The organism is Halopseudomonas sp. L-58 (assembly GCF_056859475.1).
Genome location: NZ_JBSXON010000045.1, coordinates 15,844 through 32,249, shown reverse-complemented (window position 1 = coordinate 32,249; position 16,406 = coordinate 15,844). Strand labels below are relative to the sequence as shown.

The following is a 16,406-nucleotide window of genomic DNA, read 5'->3' as shown; positions in this document are numbered from 1 at the left end:
CTGCACAACGGTACTGATCATCGCCTTTCGCAGCCGTATAGGGTGGTGCTATGATTCGGCAATTCCGCCTTTTTATCCCTCTGGAGAAACACATGAGCGATCTGATTGTGCACGTCACTGACAGCAGCTTCGAAGACGAAGTGCTCAAGTCCGATACCCCTGTTCTGGTTGATTACTGGGCAGAGTGGTGTGGTCCCTGCAAAATGATCGCCCCGGTACTGGACGAAATTGCCAAGGACTACAGCGGCAAGTTGAAGATCTGCAAACTGAATATCGACGAAAACGCAGAAACCGCACCAAAGTACGGCGTGCGCGGCATTCCGACGCTGATGCTGTTCAAGGACGGCAACGTTGAGGCCACCAAGGTCGGCGCCCTGTCCAAGTCGCAGCTGGCAGCCTTCCTCGACAGCAACATCTGATGTATCAAGCCCTGGCGAATCCCGCCGGGGCTTTTTTTGCACCCGCAATGCTGGACGTCACCGGCCGGCGGTGCTAGATTTGGCTTCCAACGCCCTGACGCACCCTGCGCAGCGGCTTCTCAAAACACACCGCAGCCAAGCTGATCGCCCCATGTTCCATGGCGGCCGAAAAGAACCTTTCCTGCCGAAACCCTTACATCACTCTCCGAACCTATGAACCTGACCGACCTCAAACAAAAACCTATTACCGAACTGTTGGAAATCGCCAACCAGATGGGCCTCGAGAACATGGGCCGATCGCGAAAACAGGATGTGATTTTCGGCATCCTGAAAAAGCACGCCAAGGGCGGTGAAGACATTCTCGGTGACGGCGTTCTGGAGATTCTGCAGGACGGCTTCGGCTTCCTTCGCTCGGCTGACTCGTCCTACCTGGCCGGCCCGGACGACATCTACGTCTCGCCCAGCCAGATCCGCCGTTTCAACCTGCGTACCGGTGATACCATTTCCGGCAAGATTCGCCCGCCAAAAGACGGCGAGCGCTACTTTGCCCTGCTGAAGGTTGATTCGATCAACTTCGACAAGCCGGAAAACACCAAGAACAAGATCCTGTTCGAAAACCTTACCCCGCTGTTCCCCGATGAGCGCCTGGTCATGGAGGCCGGCAACGGTTCCACCGAAGACCTGATGGCCCGCATCATCGATCTCTGCGCCCCGATCGGCAAAGGTCAGCGTGGCCTGCTGGTTGCACCGCCGAAGGCCGGTAAGACGCTGATGCTGCAGAACATCGCTTCGAACATCGCCCGCAACAACCCCGAGTGCCACCTGATCGTTCTGCTGATCGACGAGCGCCCGGAAGAAGTAACCGAAATGCAGCGCACCGTGCGCGGCGAAGTGGTTGCCTCCACCTTCGACGAGCCGCCGGCCCGTCACGTTCAGGTTGCCGAAATGGTGATCGAGAAGGCCAAGCGCCTGGTTGAACACAAGAAAGACGTGATCATTCTGCTCGACTCCATCACCCGTCTGGCCCGCGCCTACAACACCGTGATCCCGAGCTCCGGCAAGGTGCTGACCGGTGGTGTTGACGCCCACGCCCTGGAGAAGCCCAAGCGCTTCTTTGGCGCCGCGCGCAACATCGAAGAAGGCGGCAGCCTGACCATCATCGCCACCGCGCTGGTCGACACCGGCTCGAAGATGGACGAGGTGATCTACGAGGAGTTCAAGGGCACCGGCAACATGGAGATCCACCTGGATCGCAAGATTGCCGAGAAGCGCACCTTCCCGGCCATCAACATCAATCGTTCCGGCACCCGTCGCGAAGAGCTGCTGACCAGCGAAGACGAACTGCAGCGCATGTGGATTCTGCGCAAGATTCTGCATTCGATGGACGAGATCGCGGCGATCGAGTTCCTGCTGGACCGTCTGAAAGATACCAAGACCAACGACGAGTTCTTCCTGTCGATGAAGCGCAGCAAGAATTAAAGCGACAAGCTGAAAGCCACAAGCTGCAAGCAGTCCGCTGTAGCTGGTCGCTTTCAGCAGGTCAGGCCGCCTAGGCGGCCTGACTGTCAACCCACTGTGCTTCTGACCAAACACCACAGGCTGCGGCATACCACGCACTGCTTGCAGCTTGAAGCTTGAGGCTTGAAGCTCAAATGCAATATTCCGATCTACGCGATTTCATCAAGGGCCTGGAACAGCGCGGCGAACTCAAGCGCATCCAGACTCCCATCTCTCCCGTGCTGGAGATGACCGAAGTCTGCGACCGCACCCTGCGCAAGGGTGGCCCTGCCCTGTTGTTTGAAAATCCCACCGGTTTCGACATGCCGGTACTCGGCAACCTGTTCGGTACGCCCGAACGCGTCGCCATGGGCATGGGCGCCGAAAGCATCAGCGAGCTGCGAGAAATCGGCAAGCTGCTGGCCTTTTTGAAGGAACCCGATCCGCCAAAAGGTCTGAAAGACGCCTGGTCCAAGCTGCCGATCTTCAAGAAGGTCATCAACATGGCGCCCAAGGTCGTCAAGGATGCCCCCTGTCAGGCGCAGGTATTCGAGGGCGACGACGTCGACCTCGGGCGCATTCCGGTGCAGACCTGCTGGCCCGGCGACGCCGGCCCGCTGATCACATGGGGGCTGGTGGTCACCCGTGGCCCGCACAAGGAACGGCAGAACCTGGGCATCTATCGCCAGCAGGTGATTGGCCGCAACAAGGTCATCATGCGCTGGCTGAGCCATCGTGGTGGCGCACTGGACTTCCATGAGTGGCAAAAGGCCCACCCGGGCGAGCCGTTCCCGGTTGCCGTGGTGCTGGGCGCCGACCCGGCCACCATTCTCGGTGCCGTGACCCCGGTGCCAGACAGTCTGTCCGAATACGCCTTTGCAGGCCTGCTGCGCGGCCAGCGCACCGAGCTGATCAAGTGTCGCGGCTCAAACCTGCAGGTTCCCTCGAGCGCCGAGATCGTGCTGGAAGGGGTCATCCATCCGGGCGAAATGGCTGACGAAGGTCCGTTTGGCGACCACACCGGGTACTACAACGAAGTGGATCGCTTCCCGGTGTTTACCGTTGAACGCATTACCCAGCGCGAGAAGCCGATCTACCACAGCACCTACACTGGCCGGCCGCCGGATGAGCCGGCGGTGCTGGGCGTGGCGCTGAATGAGGTTTTTGTGCCACTGCTGCAGAAGCAGTTTCCCGAGATAACCGACTTCTACCTGCCGCCGGAAGGCTGCTCCTACCGCATGGCGGTGGTGTCGATGAAGAAACAGTATCCGGGCCATGCCAAGCGCGTGATGCTCGGCGTCTGGAGCTTCCTGCGTCAGTTCATGTACACCAAGTATGTAATCGTGGTGGACGATGACATCAACATCCGCGACTGGAACGACATTATCTGGGCCATCACCACCCGCATGGACCCCAAACGCGATACCGTGATGATCGACAATACACCGATCGACTACCTCGATTTCGCCTCACCGGTCTCCGGTCTCGGCAGCAAAATGGGGATGGATGCCACCAACAAGTGGCCGGGGGAAACTACCCGCGAGTGGGGCGTGGCGATTGAACAGGACGCGCAGGTACGTCAGCGCGTGGACGCACTCTGGGCAGAGCTGGGTATTGATTGATGAGAATCACACTGGAGCCGGGCGGCCTGGACCTGGAGACCGCACCAGGCGAAACCATTCTGGATGCAGCGCGCCGCGAGGGATTTGATGCGCCCAATAGTTGCCGCAACGGCAACTGCCATGTCTGCGAAGCGGTATTGCTGCATGGCCGCGTGAAACTGCCGGACAGCCGTGAGGCCGGCCCGGGCGAAGAGATATTCACCTGCGTGGCCGAGCCGCTGGAAGACTGTGCGCTGCATTGGGAAGGGATCCTGGCGCCCGGCCAACTACCCGTGCGCAAACTGGCCTGCCAGGTGGTTGAATGCAGCCCGATTGGCGGCGACGTCTGGCGGGTGCGCTTGCGCACGCCGGCTGGCAAACCCCTGCGTTATCACCCAGGTCAGTATCTGCTGCTGGAGCGCGACGGCGCAGAACCTGCAGCCTTTTCCATTGCCTCCGCGCCCAGCGAAGAGCGCATGCTAGAGCTGCATATCCTTACCCGCGACCCGGTCACCCAGGCAGTCATCGACTATCTGCAGCAACACAAGGTGGCACGCATCCAGGCGCCCTTCGGCGAGGCATGCCTGTCGGAGCTGCCGGATCAGCCACTGGTACTGATTGCCGCCGGCACCGGACTGGCCCAGATGCAGAGCATCGTTGAACAATGTCTGCAGCAGGGATTTGCCCACGCGATCCATCTCTACTGGGGCGTGCGCCACAGTGATGACCTGTATGAGGCTCCACACTGGCAACGCTGGCAGCAGGCACCTAACCTGTACCTGCACAGAGTCATCAGCGACCAGCCGGACTGGCCGGAGCGTCAGGGAATGCTGCACCAGGCAGTTTGTGAGGATATCGCCGATCTGGCCGACTACCGCTTTATTGTCAGCGGCTCCCCTGCCATGGTCTACGGGACACTGGACGCGCTGGTGGCTTCCGGCATGCCGGAAGATCACATGCTCGCCGATGCCTTCGCCTACGCTCCACGTCAGCCCTGACGGCACATGACAGCGGTTGTCCGGCGGCCTAGACTGAACGCCATCAGACACCGCTGAGATCAGGGAGGTCCCATGCGAACTGCCAAGCTGAGAGCATCGCTGCTGAGTCTGCCATTGCTCTGCACCCCCGCCGGAGCGATGGAGCTGAGCAGCCTGGAGTGGCCACCCTACAGCGGCGCGGAGCTGCCGGAGCAGGGAACCCTGTCGCACCTGTTGCATCAGGCACTGGCGACACAGAATGAACCCCTGCTGATCCACTTCCAGCCCTGGAGCAGAGCCATCCGATCGGCAACAACCGAGCCGGAGATCGTGGGCTATTTCCCCCGCTACTTCGCCAATGACAACCTGTGTCTCTACTCCGACAGCATTGGCACCAGCCGCGTCGGCCTGGCAGTTCGCAGTGATATATCTGTGCGCTGGGACAAGCTGGAGGACTTGGCGCAGTACCGAATCGGCGTGGTACGCGGCTATCGCAACGCGCCCGAGTTCGATGCTCTGGTGGCCGAAGGCACGCTCAAGGTCAAGGAAGCCGCCAGCGACGAACTGAATCTCCTGAAGCTGGTGTACGGCAGACTGGATGCAGCAGTCATCGATGAGCAGGTCATGCACTACTGGATGGCCCATGACCCTCAGCTGCGCCAGAGTGCAGACAAGCTGGCGTTTGCACCTCAACTGCTGGCCGAGCCGACCATGCACGTTTGCTTCACCCCGGGTGAGGCGGGAGAGCAGGCCCGCTTGCAGCTCAACCGGGGCCTGCAACAGGTCGCACAGCCTCAGGCGTCAGGCAACGGTAACGTCGGCAGGTGATCTTCCAGCATTTCGAAGCCGTCCCGAATGGTCCGCTGAGCTCCTGCGCTATCCCCCATGCGATCAAGCAGGCGAGCCAGCTCGGCGCAGGTCTGGATATCCCGGCGGCTGGCGAAGCTCGCTTCCAGATAATCACGGGCCTTACCCCACAGACTGTTCCGCTGGGCCAGCCGTCCCGCCGCCAGCAGCAGCGTTGCGTTATGCGGGTGCTTGAGTAGCCATTGCTCGGCATTGGCCAGCTGACGCGCGCAGTCCTTGCCCCTGACCAGCCCATAGAGGTTCGCAAGGCGCTCGTCGAACTGCTGCAACAAGGCAGCTCGCAGCACCTGCTCGGCCATTTCCTCACGACTATGCCCGCGCAACTGCAAGGCATAGGCTTCGATAAGCTCGGGATCCTCACGCAGCCGGGTCGGCATCCGCTCCCAGGCAGCAATGACCAGACTGGCAGGGTCGCTATCGGCGGCTGCCAGACGCTGGCCAGCCTGCGCCAGCAACGCGGCATGCACCCGGCGCTCCAGCGCCTGCAGTTCGTCCTCGCGCAACGCATTCTGCCTGCGCAACTCCGGCAGCAGTTCCAGCAGACGCGCCCAGTCCTCAAGTCGCAAATAGACCTGGCTCATCAACTTGAGCGCGTAGAGGTGCTTGGGGTGATCCTTGCGCAGGCGAGTGAGCGTCGCCAGCGCCTGCTCGAACTGGCCACGGACCATCTGCAGCTGCGCCTGGGTCACCGCAATGGCGACATCGGCCTCGGGGGTAACCTCATAGGCTTCACGCAGCAGCGCGTCGGACTCGGCATAGTCTTCCAGTTCGTTGGCAGCCCGGGCAGCAGCAAGATAGTTGATCAACGGCAGTTCGGAGTGTGGGGCAGATCGCTTGAGCAGGCGCACGGCCTGCTTCCAGTGCCCTTCGGCAAATTCCAGCAGCCCGCGGGTAGCCAGCGCACTGGCGCGCTGCTGCAGGTTGCGGCGCGACCACGGGTTGATCCGGCGACCAGACGCCGTCAGCAAACGCCAGAGCGAGCGCGCAAGCCAGAGCAACAGCCAGCACGCCAACAGAAAGCCGATACCGACCCAGATGCTGGTCTCGATCGACACATTGCGCCAGGCAATCAGCAGGTATCCCGGGTCCTCGGCGATCGCCATGCCGAGCAATGCGGCGACCAGTACGACCGCCAGGATGGCCACATAGCTTTTACTCATCGGCAGGCTCCTCCGCCTGCGGCGCCCCGCGCGACTGCAGGTAGTTGGCCAGACTTTGCTGCAGCGGTGTCAGATCCGGCGGCGACAGGCTGACTGCACGCTCACGCAGCCCCTGCAACTGGGCCTGCATGGCTTGCACTCTTGGGTTCTCCAGCTCGAAGTACTGGGCCAGCAATTTTTCCGCCTGCGTAAGACTGGCCTGATAGACCTCTTCCTCTCCCCTGAGCGCGGCCCACTGGGCCTGTTCCAGGGTCAGCTGCAGCGTACGACGAACCCGCTGCAGCTCCGCATCATCAAGCAGCGGAGTGATGACCTTGCCACGCTGGAAATCGACCCGCACGTAACGCTCAAGACGCATCAGCACACGATCCCAGCGATCACGGCGCTGCAGGCGATCGGCGTATTCCTCTTCGGTGCTGAGCTCATCGGGATCAAATTCGGGTACCGGTAATGCAGCCAGCGTCTCGGCCTGATCACGCAGGGCACCCAGGCGCAGGAACACGCCGGCACGATCCAGTTCGGGCAAGCTTTCCAGCTCGGCCTGATAACTGGCCAGTTGTTCGCGGACGCCATACAGGCCGCTGTCAGGCATCGACTTCAGAATGCCGTCGACAGTTCCCAGTAATTCGCGCGCGGCGGCGACATCCTGCACCGCCAGCAGCCGGAGCGAGGCCAGGCGCAGCAGATACTGTGCCTCGGCCAGTTTCCATTCGTCACGGCCATCACCCTGCAGGACTTTCAAGCGGTCAGCCAGCGCCTGCTGACCACGCTGCATTTCGGCGATCAACCTCTGTGCCGCCGCCCAGTCGCTGCCCTGTGGCACGCCATCAAGGCGCTGATCAAGACGGGCATTGGCGCTGGCGAGCTGACTCGCCTGCTGCGCCAGCAAATCAAGCTGGGCCTGCTGTTGCTGGCGGGCCTGCTGCCATTGCCAGCCGGACAGTCCCAGAGCAGCGGCAGCCAGCAAAAGCGCCAGCAAACTCACCCCGCGGCCGCCTCCACCAGAGCGCGCCGGTTTACGGCTGGCTGCAGGGTTCGGCTTGCCCGGCTCGGCCTTGTCGACTTCGGGCTTGGCCACACTCGGCGGCTGTTCGGTCTTGTTATTCGCTTCGCTCGGTTCCACACGCATCCCCTTTGTCATCCCGACGAGCCAGTCAGCACGGCCTCGACCAGCGCGGCATCATCCGCACCTCGACAGGTTACTACATCTGTACAACCCCAGGCGGCGGCCTGCGCCGCAATCCGCTCACTCGGCACCCAGCAGCGCCAGTGGCGCTGCTGCTCCCAGTGCGCTCCGGCGGCCACGCGCCAGTTGCTCAAGGCCTGCACGCTGAGCACGATCAACCGGTCCACCCGCGGAGCTACAGCTGCCAGCTCGGCTGGCAGCGACTCCGGCGCGCTGCGCGCGTAAAGCGGCAGATAGTGCACCGTACCACCGGCGGCGCGAATCCGGTCGGCCAAATGCTCACGTCCGTCCTCGCCGCGCCAGATCAGCACACGCAGATCCGGCCGGGCAAAGTGTGCCTGCCACAACGGCATGGCGAGCAATGCCTCGCTGTCCTGCCCCTGCGCCGGGCACTGCGCCGCAAGCCCGTAATCGCGCAGCACCTGCGCGGTTCCTGCGCCAACCGCCAGCCAGTCGATACCAACCGGTGGCTGAGGCCAGTAGCGGTCGAGCCGCTCCAGACCCAACCGGGCTGCGGTCGGACTGACCACAACCACCGCGTGATAGCGATCCAGGTCAAGCATGTACTGGCGCTCGACCGGCCCTTCCTCGCAGGGCCGCAGCTCGAGCAACGGCACGCTGCAGGTCTCGACGCCTTCGGCTGCAAAACGTGCAGCCAATCGCTGATTGTCCGCCGCCTGACGGGTCAGCAGCAAACACCCGCTCACCGCGCAGGCGCCTCCTCGTATACGGCGTCCAGAATGGCCTGTGCACCCTGCGCCAGCAGGTCCTCGGCGACCGAAATGCCGAGTGTCTCCGGATCGCTTTCCGCGCCACGCGCCTCGGCCCGCAGCAGGCGCTGACCATCCGGATCGCCAACCAGTCCGCGCAGCCATAGCTGGCCATTCTCGCGCTCGGCATAACAGGCAATCGGCACCTGGCAGCCACCGTTCAGGCGGGTATTGAGCGCTCGCTCGGCACGCACGCGCAGCGCGCTGTCCTCATCGTTAAGCTGAAGCAGCAACGCCTGAAGCTCGATATCGTCACTGCGGCACTCGATGCCGACCGCGCCCTGCCCACCCGCTGGCAGGCTCTCCTCAGGCGGCATCGAATAGCGAATACGCTCGCCAAAGCCAAGACGCACCAGACCCGCCGTAGCCAGAATGATCGCGTCATATTCACCGGCATCCAGTTTGGCCAGGCGCGTATTCACATTGCCGCGCAGGAAACGGATCTGCAGATCAGGTCGACGCGCCATGATCTGCGCCTGACGGCGCAAACTGGATGTACCGACGACGCTGCCGGCAGGCAGGCTGTCGAGATGATCGAAGTTGTTGGAGACAAAGGCGTCGCGGGGGTCTTCACGCTCGCAGATGGCATACAGCCCGAGGCCTTCAGGGAACTGCATCGGCACATCCTTCATGGAGTGCACGGCCAGATCCGCCTCGTCGTTCAGCATGGCGGTTTCCAGCTCTTTGACAAACAGACCCTTGCCGCCGATCTTGGCCAGCGGCGAGTCCAGCAACTGGTCGCCACGGCTGACCATCGGAACCAGACTGACGCTGAGCGCCGGGTCAAGCTGTTCGAGACGCGCCTTAACATACTCGGCCTGCCACAGGGCCAGGGCGCTCTTTCGGGTGGCAATTCGCAGATGTCGACTCATGGGACTCTCGCTTCAAACCAGGTCGCATCATACGCCATGGTCAGGCAGGCATCCACGCGGGCGGGTGTCGCAGGTCACTCACAGGCGATCCATGAGCCTGCGCACACCGGGAACATGACGACGACTGACTGTCAGCGTCTCTCCTTCCAGGTCCTTCAGACACAACTCGAAGTGACCCATTGAGGTACGTTGCAGGCACTCGATACGCGACCGCGCCACAAGGGCGTTACGATGGATGCGGACAAAACGATCGCCAAACTCCTCCTCCAGCGCCTTGAGCGGTTCGTCAAGCAGCACCTCGCCGTTGACATGCCGCAGGGTGACGTACTTGTGATCGGCAATGAAATACAGCACGTCCTCAATCGGTATCAACTCGATACCCTTGCGGGTCCGCGCGCTGATGTGGCTGCGGGCCGGCATGTCATCGCCAGATGCCGTAGCCTTGCCGAGACTGGCCAGCTGCATGCGGTTGGGCCGCTGAGCCTTGGCCAGCGCCTCTTCCAGCGCTTCGCTGCGCACCGGTTTGAGCAGATAGCCAACCGCGCTGACCGCGAAGGCGTCGAGCGCATACTCGCCGTGTGCGGTACAAAACACGACGGCCGGGGCCTCCGGGCTTTCACACAGCTTGGCCGCCGTCTGCAGGCCATCCAGTCCGGGCATGCGGATATCCAGCAGAACAATGTCCGGATGATGCTCCTGCACCAACTGCAGCGCCTCGTGACCGTTGCTGGCCATCTCCGGTAAGACCTTGTAGCCCGGCAGTGAACCGACCAGTCGCGCCAGCCGCTCGCGGGCCAGCGGTTCATCATCAGCGATCAGTACTTTCATTCGGTAATGACTTCTCTGCCATTGTTGGACGTTGTTTAACAGGATAGACCAGCCTGCTGAAGAAGCATTCCCCTTCCCGCCAGCCTGTCAGCTGCGCCTGCTCACCGAACAGCGCCTGCAGCCGAGCCCGGATATTGCTCATCGCCATGCGCGAGCCGTGATGGGTGTCTGTCTGTTCAGGACAGGTATTGCGCACCACAAGTTCCACCTGCCCCTCGTGCAGCCGACCCTCGATATAGATATCGCCCCCGTCGAGCCGGGGCTGCAGTCCGTGCAAAATGGCATTTTCCAGCAGGGGCTGCAGCGTCAGCAGTGGCATCGGCACCTCATCCGGCAACGCAACGACCGACCAGTGCACGCGCATGCGCTGCCCCAGGCGGTACTGCTCGATGCGCAGATAACCTTCGCACAGGCGGCGCTCCTCGCCCCAGCTCGACAACGTATCCGGGCTGGCCAGATTGGCGCGAAACAGGTCCGACAGATCGAGCACAGCCTGCTCGGCCTTGGCAGGATCAATCTCGATCAGGCTGGCAATACTGTTGAGGCTGTTAAACAGAAAGTGAGGGCGAATGCGCGACTGCAGAGCCTGCAGCCGCGAGCGCAATTCGGCCTGATGCTGACGCTGCCATTGCTGCTGCAGGTAAAAGTAGCGCAGCAGCAAACTGGTCATGATCAACGCAATCAGGCCATGGCGAAGCAACTGCTGAGCATCCCAGTGCAAGGCGCCCTGCAAGCCGCGGTAGATAACCCAGTCGCCGAGCACGGTAAACAGCAGGGTCGGCGCAATCACCACCGCGTAGCATACCGCCACCGCCAGCACCAGCGGCCGACGCTGCATCCATCCGCGCAACCGGCACAGCGCGGCGGCCGACAGCAGCACAATCCACTGCACGAACAGCGACGCCATGGCCAGCTGGACCCAGTCAAAGACACCGGCGACCGGCTGTGCCAGCACCCACACCAGCACTACCAGTTGCGCCAGCACGATCAGGGTAAAAACGGCCACGGACGAGCACAGGTCGGGGAGAAAAAAGTCCTCTCCGTCGTAGGGTTGTTTGAGCAACGTCCAGAATCCGTTCTTCATGTCATCAGTGTCTGCCAGCCCGCCGCCATCGTGCAAGCGTGAAGTGGTATGCTACCCGTTTTCTGATACTACACGCAGCGGACCCATCCGAGACATGACCCAAGACAAGACAACCAACCAATCCTGGGGTGGCCGGTTCAGCGAACCGGTCGACGCCTTCGTTGCCCGTTTCACCGCCTCGGTGGATTTCGACAAGCGTCTGTACAAGCACGACATTCAGGGCTCGATCGCCCACGCCACCATGCTGGCCAAGGTCGGCGTACTGACCGATGCCGAGCGCGACACCATCATCGACGGGCTGAATGCCATTCGCGCTGAAATCGAAGCCGGGCAGTTCGACTGGCGCGTCGACCTCGAAGATGTGCACATGAACATCGAAGCCAGGCTGACCGACCGCATCGGCATCACCGGCAAGAAGCTGCACACCGGTCGTTCACGTAACGACCAGGTCGCCACCGATATCCGCCTCTGGCTGCGCGAAGAGATCGACGCCATCGTCGCCGAGCTGATCCGCCTGCAGACCGGCCTGCTGGATCAGGCCGAGCGTCACAATGCCGTAATCATGCCCGGCTTCACCCATCTGCAGACTGCCCAGCCGGTAACCTTCGGCCACCATCTGCTGGCCTGGTTCGAAATGCTGCAGCGTGACCGCGAGCGCCTGATCGACTGCCGCAAGCGGGTCAACCGCATGCCGCTCGGTTCAGCCGCACTGGCCGGCACCACCTACCCGATCGACCGCAGCGTGACCTGCGAGCTGCTCGGTTTCGAAGCCATCTCCGGCAACTCGCTGGACGGTGTTTCCGACCGCGACTTCGCCATCGAATTCTGCGCCGCAGCCTCGCTGGCGATGATGCACCTGTCGCGCTTCTCCGAAGAGCTGGTGCTGTGGACCAGCGCCCAGTTCAACTTTATCGCCCTGCCCGACCGCTTCTGCACCGGCTCGTCGATCATGCCGCAGAAGAAGAACCCGGACGTCCCGGAGCTGGTACGCGGCAAATCCGGCCGCGTCTACGGCCACCTGATGGGCCTGCTGACCCTGATGAAGAGCCAGCCGCTGGCCTACAACAAGGACAACCAGGAAGACAAGGAACCGCTGTTCGACGCGGTAGACACCCTGCGCGACAGCCTGCGCGCCTTTGCCGACATGATCCCGGCCATCGAGCCGCGTATCGAGATCATGCGCGAAGCAGCGCTGCGCGGTTTCTCCACCGCCACCGATCTGGCCGACTATCTGGTACGCAAGGGGATTCCGTTCCGCGACTGTCACGAAATCGTCGGACATGCAGTCAAGTACGGTGTCGACTCAGGGAAGGATCTGGCAGAAATGTCGCTGGATGAACTGCGCCGCTTCAGCGACCAGATCGAACGGGATGTATTTGACGTGCTTACACTGGAAGGATCGGTCAACGCCCGTGACCATATCGGCGGCACCGCACCGGCTCAGGTGCTGGCAGCCGTCCAGCGCGGCCGCGCCCTGCTCAACGGCTGATCTGTCGTTGATAACCGGCAGCCCGAGCGGGCTGCCGGCCTTACCTCTTACTGCTCGCGCTCGGCGCTGATCACAAAGCTGCCACGACCATTGTTGTCATAGCTGCTGGCAGTCAGCGTGTAACGGCCAGCTTCCAGATAGCTGCTGATACGCGAGTTGGTACCACCCGCACCATCATCATCTTCCAGTTCGACACCGTTGCCGCTCAGTCTGAGCATGGCGTCAAAGTCACCGGCATACAGCTCGACCTTGTAGGCACCCGCCTCGCTGATCACCAGCGTCTTTTCGGCACTGGCACCGGCCAGCGAACCGGAGACCGCTTCCCCCGGACGCAGGGTTGAACCGCTGCCGCTGACCGGCTGGGTCGCCGTAGTCAGGGTGAACAGACCGGCACTGCCGTCGGCAGTAGACGCACTCAGGCGGTAGGTGCCGGGACTGACCAGCGTGGTGATGCCGGCATCCAGGTTGTTGCCCGCGCCATCATCATCGGTAACGTCAACCCCCGGCCCCTGCAGGCTGAGGTAGCTGTCAACCACCGGCGAGGACATGACCACCCGCAGCAGCGCGCGCTCGGTGATGGTCAGGCTGTAGACCTTCGGGCTGCTGTCGGCCAGACCGGTAATGCTGGCACCCAGCTCGATCGGCCCGCCATTAACCAGCTCAACGCCCTCCGGCAACGGCCGACTGGTGACATTCAGGTCGTAGGCGCCCTCTGCCGGATCATCCAGAGCGGTTGCGGTGACCTGGTAGGTACCCGGCTCCAGCTGCACGGTAATGCGCGAATTGGTACCGCCGCCGCTGTCGTCATCCTCGGCAGAGACTGCTCCGCCATTGAGCTTGAGTACGGTATCCAGCTCATCGGAGGTCATCAGGATTTCGTACAGACCGGCCTCGGCCACATTCAGAGTGTAGGTGTTGGCGTTGCCATTACGGGTCAGCAGGCCAAACACCGACTGATCCAGTTCAAGCGCGCCGCTGTTGCGTGGAGTGACCTTTTCCAGGCTCAGCTGGAAGGGACCGAACGTGCTCGGGCTGCTCCCGCTGACACCGAGACGATAGGTACCGTCGGCTTCAGGGGTCAGGTGCAGCGCGCCCTGGTTAGGGCCATTGACCAGTTGATTGCGCTCGTCGACGAGGGTGAGTACCGCACCGTCAAGCGCACCGCTCTGCTGCACACGCACCAGATCACCCTGCTTGAGCTTGAGCGCGAACACCTGGTGGTGCGAACCATCGCTGAAGTTCACCGGACTGCTGCTGGTGATTTCGCCCTGCAGACGCGCCTGGCCGGAAGCGTCAAAGCCGCTGGTGCCTTGGGTTGCGGCGCAACCGGCGAGGGTGACCGCCATACCCAGCGCTGCAGCGCCGCGAATCAGCGGAAAGGGAAGGGACTTGGTAAACGACATGGAAATTCCTTCTGGACGGATAGACATCCTGAGACCGCCGAGCTTGACCGCCCGGCTCCGTAGTGGTGCCCGCTGATTATGCCCGCTGACCCGATCCGGCTCCAGTACTCGAACCGGGTATGTGAGCCAGGTCCGCTTGGCCTACCCGACCAACGGCTGTTGCTGGGTAATGCAGTGAATATTGCCACCGCCGAGCAGGATTTCCCGCCCCGGCACCATAACCACCCTGCGCTCGGGAAACACCCGCTGCAGCACCTCCAGCGCCTCGGCATCAAGCGGATCATCGAAGCTGGGCGCGACAATGCCGTCGTTGACGATCAGAAAGTTGACGTAGGATCCCGCCAGACGAATGGTCGGGTCACGGGGCTGACTGCCTTCCACCACCAGCACATCCGCGCATTCCTCAGCGGTTGCATGAAGCGGCCCGGGAATCGGAATTTTGTGGATGACAAGCTCACGGCCCTGCGCATCGCGCTCGGCAGCCAGCACAGCAGCCGCCGCCTGACAACGCGGATAATTTGGGTCGTCTGGATCATCTGTCCAGGCCAGCAACACTTCACCCGGGCGAACGAAACAGCAGAAGTTGTCGACGTGCCCATCAGTTTCGTCATTGAACAGGCCCTCAGGCAGCCAGATGACCTTGCTGATACCCAGATACTCGGCCAGCCTGAACTCGATTTCCTCTCGCTGCAGATGCGGATTGCGATTGGGGTTGAGCAGGCACTCCTCGGTCGTGATCAGCGTGCCTTCGCCGTCAACGTGTATTGAGCCGCCCTCAAGCACAAAGCCTTCGGTACGATAGCGCGGGCAGCGCTCCATCGACAGAATCTTGCTGGCCACCTGATCGTCCAGCGCCCAGTCGCTGTAGAGGCCACCCAGCTCGCCGCCCCACGCGTTGAAGGTCCAGTCGACGCCGCGCAATCCGCCCTGACCGTTGATGACAAAGGTCGGGCCGGTATCCCGTACCCAGGCATCGTTGCTGCTCAGCTCAACCACTCGGATACCCGGATGATCCAGCTGGGCACAGGCGCTGACATACTGCGCCGCCGAGACGCCAACGGTGACCGGCTCAAAGCCGGCTATCGCCTGCGCCACGGCGGCAAAGGCGGCCTGCGCCGGCACCGCCTGCTGGCGCCAGTTGTCCGGCCGTTCAGGCCAGATCATCCAGGTCTGGCTGTGCGGCGCCCACTCGGCGGGCATGAAGTAGCCATCGTGGCGTGGCGTGGTATGCAGGTTGAACATCGGCTCAGGACTCCAGCTCGCCATCCAGGGTTTTGACCGGGCCGTACAGGTTTGGCCGGCGGTCGCGGAATACACCCCAGGCGCTGCGGATGTGCTCCAGCTCGTCCAGATCAAAGGTCTGCACCAGCACGCCGGTGTCCGTTTCGTTCAGTTCCTGCACCTTTTCACCGAACTGATTGGCGATAAAGGACGAGCCGTAGAAGGTAATGTCGTAGCCATCCTGTTCTTCGCGGCCAATGCGGTTACTGGCAATCAGCGGCATCAGGTTGGCGCCGGCATGGCCCTGCTGCACGCGCTGCCAGTGATCCCGCGAGTTGATGCTGTGATCATGCGGCTCGCTGCCAATGGCAGTCGGATAAAACAGCAGCTCGGCCCCCATCAGCGCCATGCTGCGGGCACACTCGGGGAACCACTGATCCCAGCAGATACCGACGCCGATCTTGGCGTAGCGGGTCTGCCAGACCTTGAAGCCGGTGTCACCCGGGTTGAAGTAGTACTTCTCGTGGTAGCCGGGGCCATCGGGAATATGGCTCTTGCGGTAGATACCCAGGTTGCTGCCGTCGGCGTCAATGATGGCAACACTGTTGAAGCGCGCCCGCCCGGCCAGCTCGAAGAAACTGATCGGCAGCACGATCTCAAGCTCCCTGGCCAGCGCCTGAAAGTGCCTGATCGCCGGGTTGTCTTCAACCCGCGTCGCGAGCTGCAGGTAGTCCGGATTGGGCTTCTGACAGAAGTACGGGGTTTCGAACAGCTCCTGAATCAGGATGATCTGCGCGCCCTTGGCTGCCGCCTCACGCACCAGCCTTTCTGCCTGTGCGAGGTTGGCCTGACGATCCCAGGAACAGCCCATCTGGGTTGCGGCTACGGTAACGGTACGGGTCATGACGCTCTCCTGAAGGTAGAATTCGACAAAAAGCCGATATTTATCGACTTATAACCAATTAAAAACTGATTGACAATGACTTTCCCGCCGCCTCGCCGATATTTAACGAGAAAGCCGGCATAACATCA

15 protein-coding genes are annotated in these 16,406 nt (G+C 62.0%); 6 read left to right on the top strand and 9 right to left on the bottom strand.

The annotated features are described in order from the left end of the window. The first annotated feature begins 92 nt into the window (after nucleotides 1-92). From trxA to AC13EY_RS05060, 5 genes are all read left to right on the top strand, one after another. Nucleotides 93-419 carry a thioredoxin TrxA gene (gene trxA, locus AC13EY_RS05080; protein ID WP_088276202.1) on the top strand — a complete coding sequence of 109 codons (327 nt, stop codon included), beginning with the start codon at nucleotides 93-95 and terminating at the stop codon, nucleotides 417-419. 213 nt (nucleotides 420-632) lie between these two features. Next, nucleotides 633-1,898 carry a transcription termination factor Rho gene (rho, locus tag AC13EY_RS05075; RefSeq protein ID WP_088276203.1) on the top strand — a complete coding sequence of 422 codons (1,266 nt, stop codon included), beginning with the start codon at nucleotides 633-635 and terminating at the stop codon, nucleotides 1,896-1,898. A gap of 173 nt (nucleotides 1,899-2,071) precedes the next feature. Beyond that, entirely contained in the window at nucleotides 2,072-3,538 is a 1,467-nt protein-coding gene (ubiD, locus tag AC13EY_RS05070; RefSeq protein ID WP_088276204.1) for a 4-hydroxy-3-polyprenylbenzoate decarboxylase, read from the top strand. Further along, complete coding sequence (locus tag AC13EY_RS05065; protein ID WP_233048811.1) at nucleotides 3,538-4,515, top strand: 2Fe-2S iron-sulfur cluster-binding protein; 978 nt, start codon at nucleotides 3,538-3,540, stop codon at nucleotides 4,513-4,515. The genes ubiD and AC13EY_RS05065 overlap by 1 nt, the downstream gene beginning before the upstream one ends. Nucleotides 4,516-4,587: 72 nt before the next feature. Continuing rightward, the gene (locus AC13EY_RS05060) at nucleotides 4,588-5,322 is read left to right on the top strand and encodes a substrate-binding periplasmic protein (RefSeq protein WP_269688174.1); all 735 of its coding nucleotides are present in this window, start codon (nucleotides 4,588-4,590) and stop codon (nucleotides 5,320-5,322) included. Here the strand turns inward: AC13EY_RS05060 and AC13EY_RS05055 are convergent. From AC13EY_RS05055 to AC13EY_RS05030, 6 genes are all read right to left on the bottom strand, one after another. After that, entirely contained in the window at nucleotides 5,289-6,521 is a 1,233-nt protein-coding gene (locus tag AC13EY_RS05055) for a heme biosynthesis HemY N-terminal domain-containing protein (RefSeq protein ID WP_269688175.1), read from the bottom strand. The two genes, AC13EY_RS05060 and AC13EY_RS05055, sit on opposite strands and share 34 nt — an antisense overlap. Continuing rightward, nucleotides 6,514-7,650: a uroporphyrinogen-III C-methyltransferase gene (locus AC13EY_RS05050; protein ID WP_335600405.1), complete on the bottom strand. Its 1,137-nt coding sequence runs from the start codon at nucleotides 7,648-7,650 to the stop codon at nucleotides 6,514-6,516. The genes AC13EY_RS05055 and AC13EY_RS05050 overlap by 8 nt, the downstream gene beginning before the upstream one ends. 8 nt (nucleotides 7,651-7,658) lie before the next feature. Continuing rightward, the gene (locus tag AC13EY_RS05045) at nucleotides 7,659-8,414 is read right to left on the bottom strand and encodes a uroporphyrinogen-III synthase (RefSeq protein WP_228245727.1); all 756 of its coding nucleotides are present in this window, start codon (nucleotides 8,412-8,414) and stop codon (nucleotides 7,659-7,661) included. Next, the gene (gene hemC / locus AC13EY_RS05040; protein ID WP_285677306.1) at nucleotides 8,411-9,349 is read right to left on the bottom strand and encodes a hydroxymethylbilane synthase; all 939 of its coding nucleotides are present in this window, start codon (nucleotides 9,347-9,349) and stop codon (nucleotides 8,411-8,413) included. The genes AC13EY_RS05045 and hemC overlap by 4 nt, the downstream gene beginning before the upstream one ends. A 78-nt stretch (nucleotides 9,350-9,427) precedes the next feature. After that, a complete protein-coding gene (locus tag AC13EY_RS05035; RefSeq protein WP_088276212.1) occupies nucleotides 9,428-10,177 on the bottom strand; it encodes a LytR/AlgR family response regulator transcription factor in 750 nt (249 codons plus the stop codon). Continuing rightward, a complete protein-coding gene (locus AC13EY_RS05030) occupies nucleotides 10,158-11,261 on the bottom strand; it encodes a sensor histidine kinase (protein WP_233048807.1) in 1,104 nt (367 codons plus the stop codon). The genes AC13EY_RS05035 and AC13EY_RS05030 overlap by 20 nt, the downstream gene beginning before the upstream one ends. 94 nt (nucleotides 11,262-11,355) lie before the next feature. On the opposite strand from AC13EY_RS05030, the gene argH reads away from it, so the two are divergent. Then, nucleotides 11,356-12,750 (top strand): argininosuccinate lyase, encoded by a 1,395-nt coding sequence (gene argH / locus AC13EY_RS05025; RefSeq protein ID WP_269688177.1) that lies wholly within the window; start codon nucleotides 11,356-11,358, stop codon nucleotides 12,748-12,750. 47 nt (nucleotides 12,751-12,797) lie between these two features. Here argH and AC13EY_RS05020 read toward each other — a convergent pair whose 3' ends face one another. The 3 genes from AC13EY_RS05020 to aguB form a co-directional block, all read right to left on the bottom strand. Beyond that, the gene (locus AC13EY_RS05020; protein WP_269688178.1) at nucleotides 12,798-14,153 is read right to left on the bottom strand and encodes a hypothetical protein; all 1,356 of its coding nucleotides are present in this window, start codon (nucleotides 14,151-14,153) and stop codon (nucleotides 12,798-12,800) included. Between the two features lie 141 nt (nucleotides 14,154-14,294). Next, the gene (gene aguA, locus AC13EY_RS05015; RefSeq protein WP_269688179.1) at nucleotides 14,295-15,395 is read right to left on the bottom strand and encodes an agmatine deiminase; all 1,101 of its coding nucleotides are present in this window, start codon (nucleotides 15,393-15,395) and stop codon (nucleotides 14,295-14,297) included. A gap of 4 nt (nucleotides 15,396-15,399) precedes the next feature. Further along, complete coding sequence (aguB, locus tag AC13EY_RS05010) at nucleotides 15,400-16,278, bottom strand: N-carbamoylputrescine amidase (protein WP_482876485.1); 879 nt, start codon at nucleotides 16,276-16,278, stop codon at nucleotides 15,400-15,402. Nucleotides 16,279-16,406 lie beyond the last annotated feature (128 nt).